Annotated in this window: 22 protein-coding genes; 8 read left to right on the top strand and 14 right to left on the bottom strand. The window is 73.2% G+C overall.

The features are described 5' to 3' along the window. Window positions 1-77 precede the first annotated feature (77 nt). Window positions 78-710, top strand: a complete 633-nt coding sequence (locus tag SCWH03_RS06500; protein WP_173263169.1) for a TIGR03085 family metal-binding protein — start codon at window positions 78-80, stop codon at window positions 708-710. A 594-nt stretch (window positions 711-1304) separates the two neighbouring features. On the opposite strand, the gene hisF is transcribed toward SCWH03_RS06500, so the two are convergent. From hisF to hisD, 8 genes are read right to left on the bottom strand one after another with little or no spacing between them, the layout of a single operon-like run. After that, window positions 1305-2075, bottom strand: coding sequence for an imidazole glycerol phosphate synthase subunit HisF (gene hisF / locus SCWH03_RS06495; RefSeq protein ID WP_173263168.1), 771 nt, complete (start codon window positions 2073-2075; stop codon window positions 1305-1307). After that, window positions 2072-2470, bottom strand: coding sequence for a RidA family protein (locus tag SCWH03_RS06490; protein ID WP_173263167.1), 399 nt, complete (start codon window positions 2468-2470; stop codon window positions 2072-2074). The genes hisF and SCWH03_RS06490 overlap by 4 nt, the downstream gene beginning before the upstream one ends. Further along, on the bottom strand, window positions 2467-3195 hold the full coding sequence (gene priA / locus SCWH03_RS06485; RefSeq protein ID WP_173263166.1) for a bifunctional 1-(5-phosphoribosyl)-5-((5-phosphoribosylamino)methylideneamino)imidazole-4-carboxamide isomerase/phosphoribosylanthranilate isomerase PriA: 729 nt from the start codon (window positions 3193-3195) through the stop codon (window positions 2467-2469). The genes SCWH03_RS06490 and priA overlap by 4 nt, the downstream gene beginning before the upstream one ends. 2 nt (window positions 3196-3197) lie before the next feature. Further along, window positions 3198-3839: an imidazole glycerol phosphate synthase subunit HisH gene (gene hisH, locus SCWH03_RS06480; protein WP_173263165.1), complete on the bottom strand. Its 642-nt coding sequence runs from the start codon at window positions 3837-3839 to the stop codon at window positions 3198-3200. Next, a complete protein-coding gene (locus SCWH03_RS06475) occupies window positions 3836-4000 on the bottom strand; it encodes a CG2302 family histidine operon protein (protein WP_173263164.1) in 165 nt (54 codons plus the stop codon). The genes hisH and SCWH03_RS06475 overlap by 4 nt, the downstream gene beginning before the upstream one ends. Window positions 4001-4002: 2 nt before the next feature. Further along, window positions 4003-4596, bottom strand: coding sequence for an imidazoleglycerol-phosphate dehydratase HisB (gene hisB, locus SCWH03_RS06470; protein WP_173263163.1), 594 nt, complete (start codon window positions 4594-4596; stop codon window positions 4003-4005). Then, window positions 4593-5762, bottom strand: coding sequence for a histidinol-phosphate transaminase (locus tag SCWH03_RS06465; RefSeq protein ID WP_173263162.1), 1170 nt, complete (start codon window positions 5760-5762; stop codon window positions 4593-4595). Before SCWH03_RS06465 ends, hisB begins: the two co-directional genes overlap by 4 nt. Then, window positions 5759-7171 carry a histidinol dehydrogenase gene (gene hisD / locus SCWH03_RS06460; protein WP_254076595.1) on the bottom strand — a complete coding sequence of 471 codons (1413 nt, stop codon included), beginning with the start codon at window positions 7169-7171 and terminating at the stop codon, window positions 5759-5761. Before hisD ends, SCWH03_RS06465 begins: the two co-directional genes overlap by 4 nt. Before the next feature lie 273 nt (window positions 7172-7444). Between hisD and SCWH03_RS06455 the strand changes: the two genes are divergently transcribed. From SCWH03_RS06455 to ybaK, 4 genes are all read left to right on the top strand, one after another. Then, a complete protein-coding gene (locus tag SCWH03_RS06455) occupies window positions 7445-9052 on the top strand; it encodes an oxidoreductase (RefSeq protein WP_173263161.1) in 1608 nt (535 codons plus the stop codon). A gap of 332 nt (window positions 9053-9384) precedes the next feature. Further along, entirely contained in the window at window positions 9385-10467 is a 1083-nt protein-coding gene (locus SCWH03_RS06450) for a hypothetical protein (protein WP_173263160.1), read from the top strand. A gap of 5 nt (window positions 10468-10472) precedes the next feature. Beyond that, window positions 10473-11213, top strand: coding sequence for an LON peptidase substrate-binding domain-containing protein (locus tag SCWH03_RS06445; RefSeq protein WP_173263159.1), 741 nt, complete (start codon window positions 10473-10475; stop codon window positions 11211-11213). A 110-nt stretch (window positions 11214-11323) separates the two neighbouring features. Further along, complete coding sequence (gene ybaK, locus SCWH03_RS06440; protein WP_173263158.1) at window positions 11324-11836, top strand: Cys-tRNA(Pro) deacylase; 513 nt, start codon at window positions 11324-11326, stop codon at window positions 11834-11836. Between the two features lie 283 nt (window positions 11837-12119). Here ybaK and SCWH03_RS06435 read toward each other — a convergent pair whose 3' ends face one another. Both SCWH03_RS06435 and SCWH03_RS06430 read right to left on the bottom strand, forming a co-directional pair. Continuing rightward, window positions 12120-12683, bottom strand: coding sequence for a GNAT family N-acetyltransferase (locus SCWH03_RS06435; protein ID WP_173263157.1), 564 nt, complete (start codon window positions 12681-12683; stop codon window positions 12120-12122). Continuing rightward, window positions 12680-13945, bottom strand: a complete 1266-nt coding sequence (locus tag SCWH03_RS06430; RefSeq protein WP_503827449.1) for an NsdA family TPR-like regulatory protein — start codon at window positions 13943-13945, stop codon at window positions 12680-12682. Before SCWH03_RS06430 ends, SCWH03_RS06435 begins: the two co-directional genes overlap by 4 nt. Window positions 13946-14136: 191 nt before the next feature. Here SCWH03_RS06430 and SCWH03_RS06425 point away from each other — a divergent pair, with 191 nt between their 5' ends. Beyond that, window positions 14137-14619: an ATP-binding protein gene (locus SCWH03_RS06425; RefSeq protein ID WP_173263155.1), complete on the top strand. Its 483-nt coding sequence runs from the start codon at window positions 14137-14139 to the stop codon at window positions 14617-14619. Next, window positions 14616-15731, top strand: a complete 1116-nt coding sequence (locus SCWH03_RS06420) for a DUF6415 family natural product biosynthesis protein (RefSeq protein WP_173263154.1) — start codon at window positions 14616-14618, stop codon at window positions 15729-15731. The genes SCWH03_RS06425 and SCWH03_RS06420 overlap by 4 nt, the downstream gene beginning before the upstream one ends. A gap of 600 nt (window positions 15732-16331) precedes the next feature. Here the strand turns inward: SCWH03_RS06420 and SCWH03_RS06415 are convergent. The 4 genes from SCWH03_RS06415 to SCWH03_RS06400 all read right to left on the bottom strand — a co-directional run bounded on the left by SCWH03_RS06415 (window position 16332) and on the right by SCWH03_RS06400 (window position 20270). Then, on the bottom strand, window positions 16332-16856 hold the full coding sequence (locus SCWH03_RS06415) for an ABC transporter permease (RefSeq protein WP_173263153.1): 525 nt from the start codon (window positions 16854-16856) through the stop codon (window positions 16332-16334). Window positions 16857-17004: 148 nt separating this feature from the next. Beyond that, window positions 17005-17838 carry an ABC transporter permease gene (locus SCWH03_RS06410; protein ID WP_173263152.1) on the bottom strand — a complete coding sequence of 278 codons (834 nt, stop codon included), beginning with the start codon at window positions 17836-17838 and terminating at the stop codon, window positions 17005-17007. Between the two features lie 151 nt (window positions 17839-17989). Further along, entirely contained in the window at window positions 17990-18964 is a 975-nt protein-coding gene (locus SCWH03_RS06405) for an ABC transporter ATP-binding protein (RefSeq protein ID WP_173263367.1), read from the bottom strand. 37 nt (window positions 18965-19001) lie between these two features. Then, a complete protein-coding gene (locus SCWH03_RS06400) occupies window positions 19002-20270 on the bottom strand; it encodes an NYN domain-containing protein (RefSeq protein ID WP_173263151.1) in 1269 nt (422 codons plus the stop codon). A gap of 223 nt (window positions 20271-20493) precedes the next feature. Between SCWH03_RS06400 and SCWH03_RS06395 the strand changes: the two genes are divergently transcribed. Continuing rightward, a complete protein-coding gene (locus SCWH03_RS06395; protein ID WP_173263366.1) occupies window positions 20494-20649 on the top strand; it encodes a hypothetical protein in 156 nt (51 codons plus the stop codon). The last annotated feature ends 49 nt before the right edge of the window (window positions 20650-20698 follow it).

Genomic DNA, 20698 nt, shown 5'->3' with positions numbered 1-20698 from the left:
ATTGTGCCGCCCGGCCCGGCCGTGGCCGAAACGCCTCCACTGGGCGGAGGCGGCGCGCCGGTCGTAGGCTGGCCGCCATGTCGACCCATGCGAAGCGCGAACGGCTACTGCTCGCCGACCTGCTGGAGGCGGCGGGCCCGGACGCCCCGACGCTGTGCGGGGGATGGAACACCCGGGATCTCGCGGCGCACATCGTGGTGCGCGAACGGCGCCCGGAGGCCGCGGGGATCGTGCTGGGTCCCCTGAGGAGCCGGCTGGACCGGGTGCAGGCCGAGTTCGCCGCCAAGCCCTACGAGGAGCTGATCCGGCTGATCCGCACGGGCCCGCCGAAGATGTCACCGTTCGCGATCAAGCAGGTGGACGAGGCCTCGAACACGGTCGAGTTCTATGTGCACGCCGAGGACGTGCGGCGGGCGCAGCCCGGCTGGACGCCGCGGGAGCTGGACCCGGTCTTCGCGGACGCGCTGTGGTCCAGGCTGGAGAGGTCCGCCCGGCTGCTGGGCCGCAAGGCGCCGGTGGGACTGGTGCTGCGGCGCCCCGACGGCCAGACGGCGGTGGCGCACCGCGGTGCCCCGGTGGTGACGGTGACCGGTGAGCCCGGCGAGCTGACCATGTACGCCTTCGGCCGGCAGGACGCGGCGCAGGTGGAGGTGGAGGGCGACAAGGAGGCGGTCGACCGGGTGGGCAGGACCCAGCTCGGGATGGGCTGAGCCGGGTCGGACGCGGCCGCCGTCGGCGCTGCCGCCGGGACGCGCCTTCCGGATCGCGCCGGGCCCCTGCAACCACCGCGGCCCACGCCTGCGCCACCCCGGCGGGGTCCCGCGGTAGCGGGCCGCCGCCCCGCCGTACCGGGCCGCCGCCCCGCCGTACCGGGCCGCCGCCCCGCCGTACCGGGCCGTCGCCCCGCGCGGTGGCACGGGTACCCGGTCACCGCGACCGGGTGCCCGGCCGGTGGCGGCCGCCGCGCCCTTCTCGGATCGGCACCGCGCGCCCGGACCGGGGCTGCCCTCGGCGGCCGCCGCGCCGCCGCCGGGTGACGCCGCGCCCGTGGCAGCGGCCGGCGGCCGCGCCCCGCCGGCTCCCGGGGACGCCGGCTCCCGGGGACGCCGGCTCACGCGCCCCGGGGCGCGGGGTGCCCGGGACGAGGGGTCTCGGCGGCCCCGTCTCCGCGGTGTCCGGGCGGGACCGCCCTCCGGGGCGTCCTCGCCCCGGGCCGTCGCGGCGGCGGCCGCGAGCCGCTCGGCGGCGGAGTCCGCCCGGCCGGCGGCCGCGTACCCGCAGGGGCGAGGCGGCGGCGACGGGGCTCAGCGGACGGGGTGACCCGCCTCCCGCAGCGACTGCTTGACCTGCGAGATGCGCAGATCGCCGAAGTGGAAGACGGACGCGGCGAGCACCGCGTCCGCTCCGGCCGCGACGGCGGGGGCGAAGTCGCCCAGCCTGCCCGCCCCGCCGGAGGCGATCACCGGGACCGTGACATGCCCGCGGACGGCCTCGATCATCCCGGTGTCGTAGCCGTCCTTGGTGCCGTCCGCGTCCATCGAGTTGAGCAGGATCTCGCCCGCGCCCAGCTCGGCGGCGCGGTGGGCCCATTCGACGGCGTCGATGCCGGTGCCCCGGCGGCCGCCGTGGGTGGTGACCTCGTAGCCGGACGGCGTGGAGGTGCCCTCAGGGGTGCGGCGGGCGTCGACGGACAGCACCAGCACCTGGCGGCCGAAGCGCTCGGCGATCTCGCGGATCAGCTCGGGCCGCGCGATGGCCGCCGTGTTGACGCCGACCTTGTCGGCGCCGGCCCGCAGCAGCTTGTCGACATCGTCCGCGGAGCGGACCCCGCCGCCGACGGTGAGCGGGATGAAGACCTGCTCGGCGGTGCGGCGCACCACGTCGTAGGTGGTCTCCCGGTCGCCCGAGGAGGCCGTGATGTCGAGGAACGTCAGCTCGTCGGCGCCTTCCGCGTCGTACAGCCTCGCCATCTCGACGGGGTCGCCGGCATCGCGCAGGTTCCGGAAGTTGACGCCCTTGACGACCCGGCCCGCGTCCACGTCCAGGCAGGGGATGACTCGGACGGCGAGGGTCATGCGGCCCCTCCCCGGTACGCCTCGACCTCGACCTCGACGACCAGCCGGGGGTCGACGAAGCCCGAGACGATGAGCATCGACGCGGCCGGGCGCACGGCGCCGAACAGTTCCTTGTGGGCCCGGCCCACCTCGTCGACATCCCGGGCATGTGTGAGGTACATACGGGTGCGCACGACATGTTCGCCGCCCAGACCGAGTCGCTTCAGCGCGCCCAGTGCCACGTGGAAGGAGTTGACGGCCTGGTCGTAGGGGCCGCCGTCGACGACCGCGCCGTCGACGACCGATGTGCAGCCGGAGACCAGCACCAGGCCGTTCGGCAGCTCGACCGCCCGGGAGTACCCGAAGGCGTCCTCCCAGGGGCCCGCGGAGCCGACGCGCCGGATCTCGCCGCTCACCGGGACACCGCCTCCAGTGCCTCCTCCAGGGTGAACGCCTCGGCGTAGAGCGCCTTGCCGACGATCGCGCCCTCGACGCCCAGCGGGACGAGTCCGGCGAGCGCCCGCAGGTCGTCGAGGCTGGAGACGCCGCCGGAGGCGACGACCGGCCTGTCGGTGGCGGCGCAGACGTCGCGCAGCAGGCCCAGGTTGGGTCCCTGCAGCGTGCCGTCCTTGGCGATGTCGGTCACGACGTACCGGGCGCAGCCCTCGGAGTCGAGCCGGGCCAGGGTCTCGTAGAGGTCGCCCCCGTCGCGGGTCCAGCCGCGGCCGCGCAGGGTGGTGCCCCGTACGTCAAGACCCACCGCGATCTTCTCGCCGTGCTCGGCGATGACCTCGGCGACCCACTCCGGTGTCTCCAGGGCGGCGGTGCCGAGGTTGACCCGGGTGCAGCCGGTGGCGAGGGCGGCGGCGAGCGAGGCGTCGTCGCGGATGCCGCCGGACAGCTCGACCTTGAGGTCCATGGCCCCGGCCACCTCGGCGACCAGCTCCCGGTTGTCGCCGGTGCCGAAGGCGGCGTCCAGATCGACCAGATGCAGCCACTCGGCGCCCGCGCGCTGCCAGGTGAGGGCGGCCTCCAGCGGTGATCCGTAGGAGGTCTCCGTGCCGGACTCGCCGTGGACGAGGCGGACGGCGCGGCCGCCGCGGACATCGACGGCGGGGAGGAGTTCAAGCTTCTGAGCCATGATCAGAGGTTCTCGATCCAGTTGGTGAGCAGCTGGGCTCCGGCGTCGCCGGACTTCTCGGGGTGGAACTGGGTCGCCCACAGCGCGCCGTTCTCGACGGCCGCGACGAAGGGCTCGCCGTGGGTGGCCCAGGTGACCTTCGGGGCGGCCATCGCCGCGCTCGTCACTTCGAAGTCCCACTCGCGCACCGCGTAGGAGTGCACGAAGTAGAAGCGGGCCCCGGAGTCGAGCCCGGCGAACATCTCCGAGTCCCCAGGGGCCTTGACGGTGTTCCAGCCCATGTGCGGCACGACCGGGGCGTCCAGCGGGCCGACGACGCCGGGCCACTCGTCGAGTCCCTCCGTCTCGACTCCGTGCTCGATACCGCGCTCGAAGAGGATCTGCATGCCGACGCAGATGCCCAGGACGGGGCGGCCGCCGGAGAGCCTGCGGCCGACGACCCAGTCGCCGCGGGCCTGCCGCAGCCCGGCCATACAGGCGGAGAAGGCGCCGACGCCGGGCACCAGCAGCCCGTCGGCGTTCATGGCCGCGTCGAAGTCGCGGGTGATCTCGACGTCCGCGCCGACCCGGGCGAGGGCCCGCTCGGCGGAGCGGACGTTGCCGAAACCGTAGTCGAAGACGACGACGCTCTTCCGTCCGCTCATGACCACACGTCCAGTCGCAGGGCGCCGGCGGCCAGGCACATCGCGGCCGCGGCGGACAGCAGCACGATGACGCCCTTGGGCATCTGCTGCCTGGCGAAGGAGATGATGCCGCCGACCAGGAAGAGCCCGACGACGATCAGCACCGTGGAGACACCGTTCACGGCTACAGGGCACCCTTCGTGGACGGCAGGATCCCGGCAGCGCGCGGGTCGCGCTCCGAGGCATGGCGCAGCGCCCGCGCCAGCGCCTTGAACTGGCACTCCACGATGTGGTGGGCGTTGCGTCCGTACGGGACGTGCACGTGCAGCGCGATCTGCGCCTGGGCCACGAAGGACTCCAGGATGTGCCGGGTCATGGTGGTGTCGTATGCGCCGATCATCGGCGCCATGTTGTCCGGCTCGGTGTGCACCAGGTAGGGGCGGCCGGAGAGGTCGACCGTCACCTGGGCGAGCGACTCGTCCAGCGGCACGGTGCAGTTGCCGAAGCGGTGGATCCCGACCTTGTCGCCGAGGGCCTGCTTGAAGGCGGCACCCAGCGCGAGCGCGGTGTCCTCGATGGTGTGGTGGCTGTCGATGTGCAGATCGCCGTCGGTCTTGACGGTGAGGTCGAACAGACCGTGGCGGCCGAGCTGGTCCAGCATGTGGTCGAAGAAGCCGACCCCGGTCGACACGTCGACCTTCCCGGTGCCGTCGAGATCGATCTCGACGACGACGGACGTCTCCTTGGTGGTCCGCTCGACGCGTCCTACGCGGCTCATCGCTTCTGCTCCTTCGGGGGTGTGGGGGTGTCCCCCACGGAACTCTTCAGTGCGCGCACCGCATCGAGGAACGCGTCGTTCTCTTCGGGGGTGCCCGCGGTCACCCGCAGCCGGCCCGGTACGCCGTTGTCACGGACCAGCACGCCCCGGTCGAGGATCTGCCGCCAGGCGGCGTGGGCGCCCCCCTCGCCGTCGAACCGCCCGAACTGGACGAAGTTGGCGTCGGAGTCGGTCACCTCGTAGCCCAGTCCACGCAGCCCGGCGACCAGCCGGTCCCGCTCCGCCTTGAGCTGCTCCACGTACGTCAGCAGCGTGTCGGTGTGCTCCAGGGCGGCCAGCGCGGTGGCCTGGGTGACGGCCGAGAGGTGGTACGGGAGCCTCACCAGCTGCAGGGCGTCGACCACGGCGCGGTGCGCGGCCAGATAGCCCAGGCGCAGTCCCGCGGCGCCGAAGGCCTTGGACATGGTGCGCGAGACCACGAGGTTCGGCCGGCCCTCCAGCAGCGGGAGCAGGGAGGGGCGGTGGCTGAACTCGACATACGCCTCGTCCACGACGACGAGCGCACCCGCCGTGTCCGCCCTCGCCCGCTGGGCGGCGTCGTACAGCGCGATGACCGTCTCCGGGGCGACGGCGGTGCCGGTGGGGTTGTTGGGCGAGGTGACGAAGACGACATCGGGCCGGTGCCCGGCGATCGCCTCGACCGCCGCCTGCTCGTCGATGGTGAAGTCGTCGCGGCGCGGGCCGGAGACCCAGCCGGTGCCGGTGCCGCGTGCGATCAGCGGGTGCATCGAATACGACGGCTCGAAGCCGATGGCGGTACGCCCGGGCCCGCCGAAGGTCTGCAGCAGCTGCTGGATGACCTCGTTGGAGCCGTTGGCCGCCCACACGTTCTCCGGGCCGACCGGGTGCTTCCCGGTGCGGGTGAGGTACCGCGCCAGCTCGGTGCGCAGCTCGACCGCGTCCCGGTCCGGGTAGCGGTTGAGGCCGCGCGCGGCGTCGCGCACCCGTTCGGTGATCCGCTCGACGAGCGCCTCGGGCAGCGGGTACGGGTTCTCGTTGGTGTTCAGCTGCACGGGCACGTCCAGCTGCGGCGCTCCGTACGGCGACGTGCCGCGAAGCTCCTCGCGGATGGGCAGATCGTCGATGCCGATGTCGGTCGTGCTCACTTGCTCGGGGGCACCTTCCAGTCGCTGTGCTTGTCCGGTTCGCCGGCACCGGGCCCGTACGGTCCGCCTCCGGTACCCCGCCCGTCCTGTCCGGCTCCGCCGAAACGCGCCTTCACCGCGGCGCCGTGCGCCGGGAGGTCCTCCGCTTCGGCGAGGGTCACCACGTGGTGGGCGACGTCGGCGAGCGCCTCGCGGGTGTAGTCGACGATGTGGATGCCGCGCAGGAAGGACTGGACGGACAACCCGGAGGAGTGGCAGGCGCAGCCGCCGGTCGGCAGCACGTGGTTGGAGCCCGCGCAGTAGTCGCCGAGGGAGACCGGCGCCCAGGGACCGACGAAGATCGCGCCCGCGTTGCGGACCCGGCCGGCCACCGCGGCCGCGTCGGCGGTCTGGATCTCCAGGTGCTCGGCACCGTACGCGTCGACGACGCGCAGGCCCTCGTCGATGCCGTCGACCAGGACGATCGCGGACTGCCGCCCGGAGAGGGCCGGGACGATCCGGTCCGCGACGTGCTTGGTGGCGGCGATCTGCGGCGCCAGCTCACCCTCGACCGCGTCCGCGAGCTCGGGGGAGTCGGTGACCAGCACGGCGGCGGCCAGCGGGTCGTGCTCGGCCTGGCTGATGAGGTCGGCGGCGACATGGGCGGGGTCGGCTGTGGCGTCGGCGAGTACCGCGATCTCCGTCGGGCCCGCCTCGGTGTCGATGCCGATGCGGCCGGTGAAGTAGCGCTTGGCGGCGGCCACCCAGACGTTGCCGGGACCGGTCACCATGTTCGCGGGCGCGCACCCGTCGGGCCCCGACGTGCCGTAGGCGAACATCGCGACGGCCTGGGCACCGCCCACGGCGTACACCTCCTCGACACCGAGCAGCGCGCAGGCGGCGAGGATGGTCGGGTGGGGCAGTCCGCCGAACTCCTTCTGCGGCGGTGAGGCGAGCGCCACGGACGCGACACCGGCCTCCTGCGCCGGCACGGCGTTCATGATCACGGACGAGGGGTAGACCGACCGGCCGCCCGGCGCGTACAGCCCGACGCGTCCGACCGGAACCCACTTCTCGGTCACCGTGCCACCCGGCACGACCTGGGTGATGCGGGTCTCGCGGCGCTGGGCGCGGTGCACGGTCCGCGCCCGGCGGACGGACTCCTCCAGGGCCTCCCGGACAGCGGGGTCGAGCTGCTCCAGCGCCTCCACCAGGGCCTTCTCCGGCACCCGCACCCGGTCCAGCGTGACGCCGTCGAACCGCTCCGCGTACTCGATCAGCGCCGCCGTCCCGCGATGATGCACGTCCTCGCAGATGGGCCGCACCTTCTCCAGGGCGGCCGCCACGTCGAACTCGGCACGGGGCAGCAGGTCGCGCAGCGCGGCGCCCTCGGGGAGGGCGTCGCCGCGGAGGTCGATACGAGAGATCACGACTCAATTCTCTCAGACCCGATCCGCGGACCCGCCGTCCGTATCACCGACTGATACGCGCCCACCCGTCGGGCGGTCACCGGCCACCCCGCCGGACGGTCACCGGCGGTGAGCGCACCCGCCTCCCCGCCCGCCCCCGAAGTCCCGGGCGGCAGCTGCGCCCCGCACGACGCGGGCGACGGCCGTGACCACGCGTGTTCAGCAGGTTACCCAGCGGGAAGAACGGCAGTACGGGACCGGGTGGACGGACCGGGCGAAAGCGAGGGAGCGGCATTGACCGAGCCCCAGGGCGTCGACATGCCCAACGATCTCAGCACCGCGGAACGCACGATGTGGACCTCGTTCGAGTACGGGATGGCCTGCGACCTTCGCGACGGCGATCCGCTGCTGAACGATCCCTTCTCGGAACTGGAGTGGGGCCCCGGGCGCAGCGTGCGCGCGGACGTGATCGCGCGGCTGCTGCTCAGCGGCCCGCCCGCGCGCCCGGGGCGGGTTTGCGCGCTGAAGCTGCTGGGTGCGTACGTGACGGGAAACCTCACCCTCGCGGGCGGCACGATCGGCCCGTACGTCGAGCTGACCGGGTGCCGTTTCGAACGCGAGCTGACGCTGCCGGAGTCGCGGTTCTCCACGCTGCGGCTGGTGGCCTGCGCGATACCGCGGCTGGAGGCCGCCCGGCTGCACACCGAGGGCGATCTCCATCTGCCGCGCTGCCGCGTCGAGCACGGGATACGGCTCACGGACGCCCAGATAGGCACGGATCTGCTGATCAACCAGATCCGGGTGCGGCCGGACCGGCTCGGCCGGGCCATCACCGCGGACGGCCTGTCCGTGGCGCAGGATCTCCAGGCCGAGCTGATCGAGACGTACGGGGAGGTCAGTCTGCGGGGCGCGAAGGTCGGCGTGTCGCTGAGCCTGCGCGGCAGCCGGCTGCGGGCGGTCGAGGGCCGGCGCGCCCTCAACGCCCCCCAGTTGACGGTGGAGCGCTCGCTGTATCTCACCAGGGCCTGGGTGGACTCCGCCGGCGACCAGGGCGCCACTCCCCCGTTCGGCCTCCCCTTCGACACGCCGGGGCAGGGGGCCGACAGTCGGGAGCAGCGCTTCGAGTGCCACGGCGCGGTGCGGCTGGACGACGGCCGCTTCGGCGACGCCGTCGACCTCCACCACGCCCGGTTCGTGCTGTCGGGGGCGCGCCGGGAGGAGCTGTCACTGCGCCGGATCGTCACCCCCGAGCTCCGCTTCACCGCGGAACGGCCGGAGCAGGGCCGTGTGGTGCTGAGCGGCGCGAGGGTCGTCACGCTCATCGACCTGTCCACGAGCTGGCCGGGGCCGGGCGGGCTGGCGATGGGCGGCTTCGCCTACGAGAACCTCGTGCCCTACAGCCGCTTCCCGCTGTCGCGGCGGCTGGAGTGGGTCGCGGCCGCCACCCCCGAGTACCAGCCCGAGCCCTACGAACGGCTGGCGACCGTGCTGCGCGCCAGCGGTGAGGACGCCGACGCCCGGGAGGTGCTCCTCGCCAAGCAGCGCCGCCGCCGGGAGACGCTGCCGCTCGCCGCGAAGCTCTGGGGCTACGTCCAGGACTGGACGGTGGCGTACGGCTACCGCCCCGGCCGTGCCGCCCTGTGGATGGCGGTGCTCTGGGCGGCCGGTGCACTGGCCTTCTCCCGCTCCGCACCCGAGGCGCTGAAGCCGGGCGAGCAGCCCGAGTGGAACCCCTCGCTCTACGCCCTCGATCTCCTTCTGCCGGTGATCCACCTCGGGCAGGACGGCCACTGGCGGCTGGAGAGCCACTGGCAGTGGCTCGCCGCGGCGCTGGTACTGCTGGGGTGGATACTCGCCACGACGGTGGCCGCGGGCGCGTCCCGGCTGCTCAGGCGGAGCTAGGGCTGGCCGGCGGCGCGTCAGGCGGCGCGCCCCGGCGCCACGCCCGGGCCGGACGGGCAGGCGTGTCCTCGGCGATGCCGAACCGGCCGGGCAGGCCCACTGCGCCGGGGCCGGGGCAGCGCTTCGAGCGCCATGGCCCCGGGCGGTGCACCCACGGGGCCGGAGGGCGAGGACAGGGCGCGCAGGGGCGTTCGCCATGGGCCGCCGCGCGCCCCCTCGGGGTGCAAGCGCCCCTCTCTTTGCGTTTTCTTTACCCGAGCGAGGACAACCATCCCGCCTGCCACCAAAACTTCACAGATGCCCTCTGGCGCGGCCCGGACCTGCGGTTTTCAATGGTCCGCACCATGTCTCTGCTACGCGCCCTGATCGGCACCGCCCGTATCGTCCGGGGCACCCCGAGGCTCGCCGACGGTCTGCCCCCGGACGACACGGTCCTGCTCGACGCCCCGGACGGGGAGCTCGGCCCGGCCCTCGTGGCCGCCGCGCTCGGCGACCACGAGCCGGCCGCCGAGCTCCTCGCCACCACGCGGGGCGCGGCCGAGTGGGAGAACCGCGACCGCTACGTCATACGGCTGGCGGCGTTCGCGTACCACCGGGACGGCTGGCTCGCCGGCTGGCTCGCCGCCTCCCCGCACGATCCCGACGCCCTGCTGGTACGGGCCGAACTCGAGGTGCGAAGGGCCTGGGGGACACCCGCGAGGGCCGAGCGGCTGCGCGCGGCCGGACCGCTGGTCTCCGCCGCGGCCGAGGCCGATCCGCTCGATCCGGTGCCCTGGCGGCTGGCCCTGGACCACGCGCGCGGCGCGCGCACCGGGCACACGGCCTTCGAGGCGCTGTGGGAACAGGCGGTCCGCCGCTCCTCGCTCCACTACGGCTGCCATCTGGCCGCGCTCCGGTACCTGTCGGCGCTCTGGCGCGGCTCGCACCGGGAGGGCCTCGACTTCGCCGAGCGCGCGGCGGAGGACTCCCCGCCCGGCTCACTGGTGCGGGCCCTGCCGGCGCAGGCGGCACTGACGCCGCTGCTCGAGGGGGCCGTCACGGCCGCCGGACCGGACCGGATCGACGCGGCGGCCGACCGGGCGGCAGAGCTGTCGGCCCGCTTCCGGGACGGCGATCCGTGGGCCGCCGAGATCCGCAACCTCCTGGTGTACCTGCTGATCGCCCGGGGCCGCTGGCACGAGGCCCTGGAGCAGTTCCGCGTGATCGGCCCGCATGCCACCTCGTTCCCGTGGGAGCGGGTGACGGATGATCCGCTGGGCCGGTTCCTGGATGCGCGCGACGGTGTCCGGATCGAGGTGGCGTCATCGACGCCGCTCCGCCGCGCCCGCCGCGCCCGCCGCGCCCGTGCCGCGGTCGCGGGCGCGCGCCGCGGGCGGGTGGCCGGACACGCCGTGCCGGGCGACCATTACGCTTGACCGCTGTGACCACCGCTCGCCTGCCGCTGTTTCCGCTCAACACGGTGCTTTTCCCCGGCCTCGTACTGCCCCTCAACGTCTTCGAGGAGCGTTATCGCGCCATGATGCGGGAGCTGTTGAAGACCGACGAGTCCGAGCCCCGCCGTTTCGCCGTGGTCGCCATCCGCGACGGCCGCGAGGTGGCGCCGACCGCGCCGGGGATGCCCGACCAGACCTCCCGGCCCGAGAAGGGCCCGGCCGCCGGGTTCGGCCCGGACCCGATCCAGGCGTTCCACCACGTCGGCTGCATCGCCGACGCCGCGACCATCCGGGAACGCGCCGACGGCAGCTTCGAGGTGCTGGCCACCGGCACGACCCGGGTCGCACTGCGCTCGGTCGACGCCGGCGGCCCGTTCCTGACCGCCGAAGTCGAGGAGATCCCGGAGGAGCCGGGCGAGGGCGCCGGCACACTCGCCGAGGGCGTGCTGCGGGCCTTCCGCAACTACCAGAAGCGGCTGGCGGGAGCGCGGGAGCGGTCGCTCTCCACCGCCTCGGAGCTGCCCGACGAGCCGTCGGTGGTCTCGTATCTGGTGGCCGCGGCCGCCGTACTCGACACGCCGTCGAAGCAGCGGCTGCTGCAGGCTCCGGACACGGCGACCCGGCTGCGCGAGGAACTGAAGCTGCTGCGCTCCGAGACCGCGGTGATACGGCATCTGCCGTCGCTGCCGGCGACCGATCTGACACGGTCGCCGATGAGCCCGAACTGAACCGGACTACCGAACCGGACCCAACCGTACCGAACGGGGCCGAACAGGGCCGAACGGGACTGCCGAACCGGACCGAACAGGCCGGACCGAACGGGAGAGGGAGAAGGACCTTGGCGAGGAAGGCCGCAGGACGACAGGCCGGCAGGCAGCAGGGCGGGACACCGGCGACGGTGGCCCTGACGGCAGCGGGCACGGCCTTCACCGTGCACGCGTACGAGCACGACCCTGCCTCCGCCTCCTACGGGGAGGAGGCGGTGCGGGCCATGGGCGTGGTGCCGGAGCGGGTGTTCAAGACGCTCGTCGCCGACGTGGACGGCGAGCTGACGGTCGCCGTCGTGCCCGTCGCGGGACAACTGGACCTCAAGGCGCTGGCCGCGGCCGTCGGCGGCAAGCGCGCGGCGATGGCCGATCCGGCGGCGGCGGAGCGCACCACCGGCTATGTCCGGGGCGGCATCTCACCGCTGGGGCAGCGCAGGCGCCTGCGTACCGTACTGGACTCCTCGGCCTCCGCACACCCGACGATCTGCGTCTCGGCGGGCCGGCGCGGGCTCGAGGTGGAGCTGGCGCCCGCGGACCTGGCCTCGCTCACGAAGGCGGTCCTGGCACCGATCGGACGCTCCTAGGTCTCTGCGGTCGACTCGCCCTTGCCCGCGTCGTGCTGGGCGAGCCGGTAGCGGACCTTCTCGTGCGACAGGCCCACCCGATCAAGTAGCGCCGTTTGGGTCTGATCGGCGTGGCCGCTGATCGGACGAGAGCCTGGGCCTGGTCCAGGTTGATGACGGCCTCTGTCCAAGGGCACATCCGCAGCCGCGGCACCATGTACGCCGGGAACCGGTGGAGCATCACACCCTCCATGAGGAGTAGCGTCGCGGTCTCCTCGTGTTCCCTTCGGCGGTGGAGCCTCGGTTACTGGCGGAGAGGGTCCCGCATCATCGTGGCGAAGACGGGCGAGTCATCGAAGGGTTGCTGACTGCCGATCTGCTTGTACCCCCAGGACTCGTAAACGGCCTTGAGGCGTCCGTCTGAGAGAGCCGGATTGACCAGCAGTGTGACGCGCTGTTCCCGGCGCTGAGACAGCAGCTCCTCATGGAGGGCTCGGGCCGCGCCCTGGCCGTGGGCTCCCCGCCACGGCCGACGCACAAGGATCTCGTTGAGGGCGAGGGTCCGCCTGCCGTCTTCCTTCACGTACTCCTCGGGGAGCGGTTCCTTCTCCGCCGCCCACCAGCCGGTGTTCTCGCCGAGGGGCACGGCGAACACATACCCGACCGGCTCCTCGTCGTGGTACCCGATGACGGCCTCCCACCCGGGGCGGGACGAGTACGCCTTCAGCCGCTCGTCGAACCGCTCGCGCTGGTAGAACGGCCGATCCATCAGCCCGAACTCTCCGCGCACTTCCACATGGATGTCGAGGATGAGCTGACGTACCTCCGCCACGTCTATGGTGCGCCGGTAGGCGATGGTGCCGTTCATGCGGCTGCCCTCCGATGTTCGAGCCACGCGCTCGTTTCCGAGCTGCGCGGCGCCACGGCTGTGAGTCGGGTGGTGAAGTCGTTCAGGAGCATGTTCACGCGGCCGTGCCCAGCCATCGGCGCAGGTACCGTCCGGGCCGTGGCGACGGCTGGCTCGATGTCGCCCTGGCCGAGCTGAGCTAGGGCCAGGTTGGCGTACGTCAGGGCGCGGTTTCGCTCAAGGCCGGGCCGCAGGCCGGCGAGGCATCGGTGCGCGTAACGCTCGGCCTCCTCCCACTTCCCGAGCCGTAGGTAGGCGAAGGTGGCGAGACTGTCGAGCTCGGCCTGATCGAAGAAGCCCATCCACGGGGGGCGGTGCTTGCCCATGTCGGCCCGCTCAAAGCTGGTCTGTGCCATACCGATGGCCCGCTCAGCGCCGCGTTCGTCGCCCCTGTCGGCGTGGAAGCTCGCGATGCGCGCCAGGGCCAGGGAGGCGTACAGCGGATCGGTGCGCGTGATGGACTGGGACCGTGCCGCCTCGGCCGCGGCGATGGCGTCGGCGGGGCGGCCGAGGTGCCGGTACATGATCCCGGCGTGGCCCCACACGCGGTAGAGCACGTGGCGGTTGTTGGCCAGGCCCGCGAGGGTGACCGCCCGGTTGAGGTACGGCTCTGCCTCGGTGAGGCGTCGGCCGTCGATAGCGGCCCACATGGCGCTCGCCGTGAACGCTGCCGCGACGCCGTACAGCTCGGACCGGATACGGCTGGACGCGATGTGGTCGTTCTGGAGGTCTACCGTCTCCTTGGCGAGCGCGGCCGCATGCCGTTGCAGCTCCTCGGTTCCCCCGTACTTGTTGTCCATGCTGACGACGGCCGCCAGCTTGGCGTTCATCCGGTCCACGTCGGCTGATCCGAGCCGGCGCTGCTTGGCTGATGGCGCGGTCAGCGAAGCTCCGGCGGCGGCGGCCGCGGCCATGAAAGTGCGGCGATACAAGGGGTCGTCCTCGGGTGCTGGGGAGAGGCGGGTTGAGTTCTTACTCCCCCGGGGAACGAAGCCTAACTCTGCGGCTGGGAGGCCTGTCACATTCTCCAGCACCGTCCTCAAAAGGGCGTTGGGTGACCGGTGTTCGCCGTTGAGCAGCTTGTAGATGTGCCTCTCGTGGACTGTCCCGTAATGGCCCGTCAGGTCGTCGATGGCCTCGTTGACCAGGGATGTCATCTCCTTGACGGGCAGCTTGTGCCTCTTCATCCACGATGCGAGTGCATCGTTCCGTGTCCCCGGCATAACAGAAAGTTAGGGGCCCCGGCCGCAGCGAAGAGTAAAGGGACGGTCAAAACGGCAGGAGGCTTGCACGCAGCTCCCGGCTATACGGCAGCGACACCAGGCCCACTACGGCGGTTATCTGACTACACGTGAGCCAGCAGGCGGCGCGGCAAGCCCATTCCGCTCGCTCCCTCCTGCCCCCAGAGGACGTGATGACGACGACAGCCGTACGGACACCTCGCTCGGCCCTCCTCCGCCGCGGCGGGGACGTGATGAGCGAGCGCTTCAAGGTCTCCCCCGCGCAGGACGGATTACCACCCCGGCGAGAGGATGCATGCCGGGTCGGGGTCATGCGCCGGATCGCAGCCGCACGGCTCCGATACTGCGGCCTCGAGTCGATGGCGGACGACGTGATGCTGATCGTCTCGGAGCTGTTGACCAACGCCCTCCAGCACAGCAGCACCACGGAGATCAGCCTGAGCATCACCGTGGAAGACGGGGCCCTGAGCGTCCGGGTCCGAGACGGCATGCCCGGCACGTGCACCGCGCAGCACCCCAAGGACACGGCCGAGTGGGGCCGGGGCCTGCTGCTCGTCGACGCCCTCACGAAAGGCAGCGGCGGCGACTGGGGAACCGAAGACGCCGGCGCGGAGACCTGGTGCAGTCTCCCGGTCCCCGAGGAGGGACAGCCGTGACCGCCTTAGCCGCGGCCCCGCCGTGGACGCCTCCGCTGGACTCGGCGGATCTGGCCGACGCCTTAGCCAAGATCCGGCAGTGGGGCCCGTACGACGGGGACGCCTGGCTGGACGACGTGGCGGACGCCCTCGACTCCGTCCCCCCAGCCGAGGAAGAGATCGAGGAACTGGGGCAGCGGCTCCGTGGCCACCTCATGCAGCTCGTGAGCATCGCCCTCAACGGCGAGGCCGAGCGGCGGGACGAACGCGCCTCCTCGCGCATCCACAGGGCCCGCGCGGTGCGCGAGGGCCGCCGTACGCGGCGAGAAGGGGCGGGGTCTATGGCAGGTCGCCTTCCTCGGCGCCCAGGTCACCCGGTTCGTGCCGCACGAAGGTACCGGCAAGACCGTGCGCGCCGTACTCGCCCCAGGACCGGTGGACCTGTGAGACAGCACTTCTGGAGAGGCAAGCGCGTCCCCTACATCACGGCGTGGACCAGCGAGTCCGTCTCCCAGCCGCCCGTCATCCGCATCACGGGCCGGGGCGGCGAAGGCATCGGTTTCCCGGATGAAGTGCCCGTAACAGACCGCCGCTACGAGGCGCTGTGGGTGCGTTCCGGACTCGCCCGGGGCAGGGGCGAGCCGGACTTCCGCCGGATCAACACACACCGGCAGAAGCGCGCGATGCGGTATGACCTGTGTGCGGTGTGCGGCGAAACGGTGCTCAGCTACGGAGCCGACGATCGCACTCTCTACCTGCTTGGCGCCGAGACCCCAATCGCCGAAGGCGAGACCACGACGGCGCCTCCGCTGCATTCACCCTGCGCGGTTGAGGCGATCGACACCTGCCCGCCCCTCCGGCGAAGCCATGTTGTCGCGCTCGTTGAGTACAGCCCGCTGTGGGGCGTCGCTGGTGTGGTCTTCGACCCGGTGACTCTCGCCCCCCTGCCCAACCCTGGCCCTCGGCCGGACGATCTCCAGCACGTCCATGTCGGCGACAAGGAGATCAGGTGGACCCTGGCCAGCTTCACCGTGCACAGCCTCCACGGCGTCACCCCCGTGTCCACGGACGAGCTGCGCGAGATGGCGGAGCGCCAGCGCGTGATCGGAGGCCGCCAGGAAAGGGCCGACTAGGGTGCCTGGGGCGTGCCGCGAAGATCCTTTCCGGGCCGCGGCGTCCGGCACTCCCGCCGCGACCCGGGATCGCCTTTCCGGCCGGCGCCCCGGCCCGCGCACCCTCTCGACGGCGCGCCCGTCCTCGGCTACGACGGAAGGACGTCCCGAGTCGAAGGGGAAGCCGTGTCCAAGCGCACACGCAAGCGGAAGTGGCGGGTGAGGAAACGCCGGGCGAACCACGGCCGGCGGCCGGCCTGACGGACGAAGGGCCGCCGTCCCCCGGGCCTCGCTCCCGGGCGCCGGGGGGGCGGCCTGCAGCCAGGAGTACGCCGGCTCCGGGCGGTCCCTCTCCCGGGCCCCGGGGGGCCGGGCGGCCAGCCCGGGGCCCGGGATCCGGCCTCAGCCCCGGTGGTCCGGACCCGGCGGGGGCCACTCCGGCTCGGGGTCGCGCGGCGCGAAGACCGCCGTGAGGCCGAGGTGCACGATCATCGCCGCGATGGGCCAGGCCAGCAGGGCGCCCTTCGCGCGGAGGCCGAGCGGCGCGGACGCCGGCTCCGGGCGGTCCCTCTCCCGGGCCCCGGGGGGCCGGGCGGCCAGCCCGGGGCCCGGGATCCGGCCTCAGCCCCGGTGGTCCGGACCCGGCGGGGGCCACTCCGGCTCGGGGTCGCGCGGCGCGAAGACCGCCGTGAGGCCGAGGTGCACGATCATCGCCGCGATGGGCCAGGCCAGCAGGGCGCCCTTCGCGCGGAGGCCGAGCGGCGCGTCGAAGACGACACCCCGGCCGACCTCCCGGGCCTGGGCGACGACGTCCTGCTCGGGGCCGAGCAGATGGCCGGTGCCCCAGGCCAGCAGGGACCCGAGGATGCCTCCCAGGGCGAGCGCGACGACGGTCGCGACGCCCCCGCGGCGGTTGAGCCAGAAGACGACCGCGGCGCTGAGGACGCCGAAACCGAGCGCCAGCAGGACGAACGTACCGTCCACGCCCGCCGCCTCCTCGCCCTCGGTGTCGGCGGAGAAGACCGCCTTGCCGTTCGAGACCAGCGGCACCCTCGGAGCCAGCCACAGCCACAGCAGGCCGAGCACGATCCCGGCGAGGGCCACGCCCACCAGGACGACCGCCGCCCTGCGCAGTTCACTCCTCATCTCCAGCCCTTCTCCGTCCGGGTGCGACGCGGGACGCGGGTGGTTCCGGGGGGTGTCGTGCGAAGCGGGCCGGTGGGGCGGCGTCAAGGGTGCTGTCACCCTGACATCGTGCCAAACGTCACCGTGGCCCGCCTCACCGGCAGCGGTGTCAGCGGACCGCGGCCCGCCGGTACGCCAGGGTCGCGACGACCAGCGACACGACGCCCACCACCGCGCAGACGGCGAGGTCCAGCGCGACGGAAGGCCAGTGCGGATGCGCGTCGAACGTGCGGGCGAAGGCCTCCACCCCGTAGGTGGACGGCAGCAGATCCCGCGCGAAGGCGATCGGCTCGGGCAGCCGCCCCGGCGGGAGCACCCCCAGCAGCAGGGCCGCCGACATTCCCAACTGGCCCAGCAGCGTCGCCAGCTCCTGTCTCGGCGCGAGCAGCCCGAGCGCCGCGCCGAGCCCGGCCAGCGCGGCGCCCGCCAGCGGGATCACCGCCGCGAGCACCCACAGATGGGTGAGCGGCAGCCCGAAGAGCACCGAGCCGGCGACCGCGGTCACGACCGTCCCCGGCACGGTGAAGGAGGCGTACGCCCCCGCGGCCCCGAGCACCACTGCGGCCGGGGGTACCGGCAGCGTCGCATAGTGGTCCAGACCACCGGAAGCGCGGAGCTGGCCGAAGTACTGGGCCAGCAGATTGAGCGCGACGAACGCGACGACCAGGACGGACGACCCGGCGACCACGGCCCGCGCCTCGGCTCCGCCGTCCACCACCCCGCGCATCAGCACCATGATCCCGACGGACTGGAACGTGGCGACGAAGAGCAGCGGTATCCGGGCGACGCGGGCCCGGGACAGCTGGGCCCGGTACACCGCGGCGAGGGCCGGCAGCAGCCGGGCTCGCGGGGCGAGCGGCGCGATGCCCCCGTCGCCCCCGACCCGGGCGTCCTGCGCCCTTCGCACACGCGCGGATACGGCCTCCGCAGGCACGATGCTCACCTGGCGCTGCTCCCCTTCGGTGCGGACGACGGTACGGACGACGACGATACCGACGGCGCGGCAGACGGCCGCACCGACGGCACCCGTACAAGCGGCGCGGCTGCGAACGGCGCCGGCACGAGCGGCGGGGATACCGGCGGCTCCTCACGGCTCACGCCTTCACCAGCCCCTTCGTCGCGTGCCCGCCGAGCGCGAGGTACACGTCCTCCAGGCTCGGCGTGGCCAGGGTGAAGTCGTCCAGGGCCGAGAACGCCTCCCCTCCGGTCACGGCGGCGACGGCCGCCCGGGCCTCGTCGGGGGCGAGCCGGAGGACCCAGCGGCGCCCGGAATCCTGCGCCGACGCCCGCAGCGCGGCGACCTCGGGCACGTCGAGCGGGGCCCGCTCGCGCCACACCAGTTCCACCCGGACCTCGCCTGCGACGCGCTCCTTGAGCCCGGCGGGCGTGTCGCAGGCGATGACCTTGCCCCGCTCCAGCACGGCGACCCGGTCGAGGACCGTCTCCGCCTCGATGACGTTGTGGGTGACGAGGAGGACGGTCGCCTCGTGCTCGGCACGCCGCCGGTCGACCGCAGCCCAGACCGCGCGCCGGGCCACCGGGTCCATGCCGGTGGTGGGTTCGTCCAGCACGAGCACCGGCCGCTCCCCCACCAGGGTGGCCGCGAAGCAGGCGAGCCGCCGCTGGCCGCCGGAGAGCTTCTTCAGCGGGCGCCCCGCGAGGCCGGTCAGACCGAGCTCCTCCAGGACCGTGTCGCGTTCGGCGCGCGCCCGCCGCGCCCCGAGCCCGCGCAGCCGGCCCGTGGTCTCGGCGGCGAGCGCGACGGTCAGCTCATCGAGGGCGGTCGACTCCTGGCCCAGATAGCCGATGAGCCGCGACGCCCGCTCGGGATGGCGTACGAGATCGTGGCCGAGCACGTCGACGGTGCCGGAGTCGGGACGCATCAGACCGGTGAGCTGGCGGACGAGGGTGGACTTCCCGGCACCGTTGGGGCCGAGCAGCCCGAAGATCTCCCCACGCCCCACGTGGAGGCCGACCCCGTCGTTGGCACGCACCTCGGGGGTTTCGGGAAGCCCCCGGCGGGCGCGCGCGGCGGGATACGTCTTGACCAGGTCCCGCACCACGCACACCGTACTCACGAGGGACGAGCCTAAGGGGTCGCCCGGCCTAGTCCCCGGCCGGGGCGCGTTCCATGGCCGCCCGGACATCGATCTCCCGCCAGAATCCGGCCCTGATGGCGTAGCGGTCGTGCTCGTCGATCTGGTCGTCCTTGTGCGCGAGCAGCCCGAAGCGCGCCGCGTACCGGAGCAGTTCGCCGTCGATGCGGTGCGGGACGCGCGGGTACATGCCCGACAGCTTCTCCACGTGCGCCGTGTCCGGCAGCCGCTCCATCCAGCGCCGGGCGAAGACCTGCCCGACCTCGAACGGGTCGCCGCTCACGGTGGTGATGTCCTCCTCGCGGTCAGCCCAGCGCTGCTCTGCGCTGGTGAGCTGGGCGAGGGTCGGGAGGGACACCGCCTCCGGGGGCTCGGCGGGCACCCCGCCCGACCGCTCGATCCAGCCCCTGTCGGAGGACCAGCGCAGCGTCGCTCCGGCGGCCGGCTGGCGCTCGGCCTGGCCGGAGGGGCCGCGCAACCCCGCCAGGTCCTTGGGGGTGGGGACGCCTTTGGCGGACTGCTGGGTGACGGGAGATCCCTCGCCGCCGGTGCCGCCCGCTGCGGGCGGAGCGGGGTGCGCCGTGCCGTTGCCGCCGGGCGCCGGGGTGTCCGACTCCCGGGAGCGCTCCGTCGAGGAGCCCGCCGGCTCGGGCAGCGGGGCGGACAGGATGGCCGCGATCTCCGGCCGGGGCGCCGGCGGCGGGGCGCAGACGCCGCTGAACTCCTTGGCGCGCACGGCCTGGGTGATCCACGCGCGGTCGAGGACGCGGCGCTCGTCGGCCTCGGCGACCAGGTCCTCGGACTGGTTGTAGTCGCCGTCGGCGGCCTGGACGGCCCAGAGATGGACGGCGACGCCGTGCTCCTTCGCGGACACCAGCCCCGGGAGCAGATCGCCGTCCCCCGTCACCAGCACCACGTCCGAGCAGGCCCGGTTCCTGGCGAGTTCGGTGAGTTCTGCGTGCATGGCGGCGTCGACGCCCTTCTGGGCCCAGCGGCCGTCGCTGCGGGTGAGCGCGCCGAGCCGTACGGTGACCCGGGGCATCACCCGAAGGCGCCGGTGCTCCGGCTGCGGCACCCGGTCGGGGGCTCCGTCGAACCAGTAGATACGAAGCAGCGGGCGATCGGTGTCGGCCTGGGCGCGGTCGCGCAGGGCCTGGATGAGGGCGGCGTGGTCGACGGTGATGCGGGAACGGGCGGGTTCCCCGGCGAGGAGGCTCGCGGCGGCTCCCAGCAGATAGCCGGCGTCCACCAGGACGACGCAGCGGTCCACGCGTTCCACCCTCTTTCGGGAACCTCTGGATCGGAGTTGCTTCGGGCTTCCTTCGAGTCTGCCCGAACGCCGGAGGGTTGACCGCCGGAACTCGATCATCGGCGTGGCGGGGAGTGAAGCCGCACCGTAACAGCAGCCGGTTACGCACTGCAATGATCCGACATGCGCAGAGTATTCGGCTGTGTGACGCTGAGGACGGCCCTGGCCCCTACATCCCACGGGAGGCATCACCATGGCCAAGAACAAGAACCGAGAACGCAAGACCCCGAGCGGCTCCACCGCCGAGCGCGGCAGCCAGGAGGCCCGTACCCCGGAGGTCCCCCGGGAGGCGCCGATCGCGACGGACACCCCTCCCAAGGGGCGGCAGAAGCGCTTCGGCCACAACTGACGCGCCGGGACCGGCCGGCGGACCCTGAAGTGACATATGTGCTCTTGTG

It is taken from the genome of Streptomyces pacificus (assembly GCF_011766325.1).
Taxonomy (GTDB): domain Bacteria; phylum Actinomycetota; class Actinomycetes; order Streptomycetales; family Streptomycetaceae; genus Streptomyces; species Streptomyces pacificus.
This window is presented reverse-complemented; position numbering and strand designations above follow the sequence as displayed.

What these genes read in the sequence shown, in the direction of transcription:
- SCWH03_RS06500 (WP_173263169.1), top strand. Translation starts at nt 78, where the DNA reads ATGTCGACCCATGCGAAGCGCGAACGGCTACTGCTCGCCGACCTGCTG.
- hisF (WP_173263168.1), bottom strand. Translation starts at nt 2,075, where the DNA reads ATGACCCTCGCCGTCCGAGTCATCCCCTGCCTGGACGTGGACGCGGGC.
- priA (WP_173263166.1), bottom strand. Translation starts at nt 3,195, where the DNA reads ATGGCTCAGAAGCTTGAACTCCTCCCCGCCGTCGATGTCCGCGGCGGC.
- hisH (WP_173263165.1), bottom strand. Translation starts at nt 3,839, where the DNA reads ATGAGCGGACGGAAGAGCGTCGTCGTCTTCGACTACGGTTTCGGCAAC.
- hisB (WP_173263163.1), bottom strand. Translation starts at nt 4,596, where the DNA reads ATGAGCCGCGTAGGACGCGTCGAGCGGACCACCAAGGAGACGTCCGTC.
- SCWH03_RS06450 (WP_173263160.1), top strand. Translation starts at nt 9,385, where the DNA reads ATGGTCCGCACCATGTCTCTGCTACGCGCCCTGATCGGCACCGCCCGT.
- SCWH03_RS06435 (WP_173263157.1), bottom strand. Translation starts at nt 12,683, where the DNA reads ATGAACGGCACCATCGCCTACCGGCGCACCATAGACGTGGCGGAGGTA.
- SCWH03_RS06430 (WP_503827449.1), bottom strand. Translation starts at nt 13,945, where the DNA reads ATGCCGGGGACACGGAACGATGCACTCGCATCGTGGATGAAGAGGCAC.
- SCWH03_RS06425 (WP_173263155.1), top strand. Translation starts at nt 14,137, where the DNA reads ATGACGACGACAGCCGTACGGACACCTCGCTCGGCCCTCCTCCGCCGC.
- SCWH03_RS06415 (WP_173263153.1), bottom strand. Translation starts at nt 16,856, where the DNA reads ATGAGGAGTGAACTGCGCAGGGCGGCGGTCGTCCTGGTGGGCGTGGCC.
- SCWH03_RS06395 (WP_173263366.1), top strand. Translation starts at nt 20,494, where the DNA reads ATGGCCAAGAACAAGAACCGAGAACGCAAGACCCCGAGCGGCTCCACC.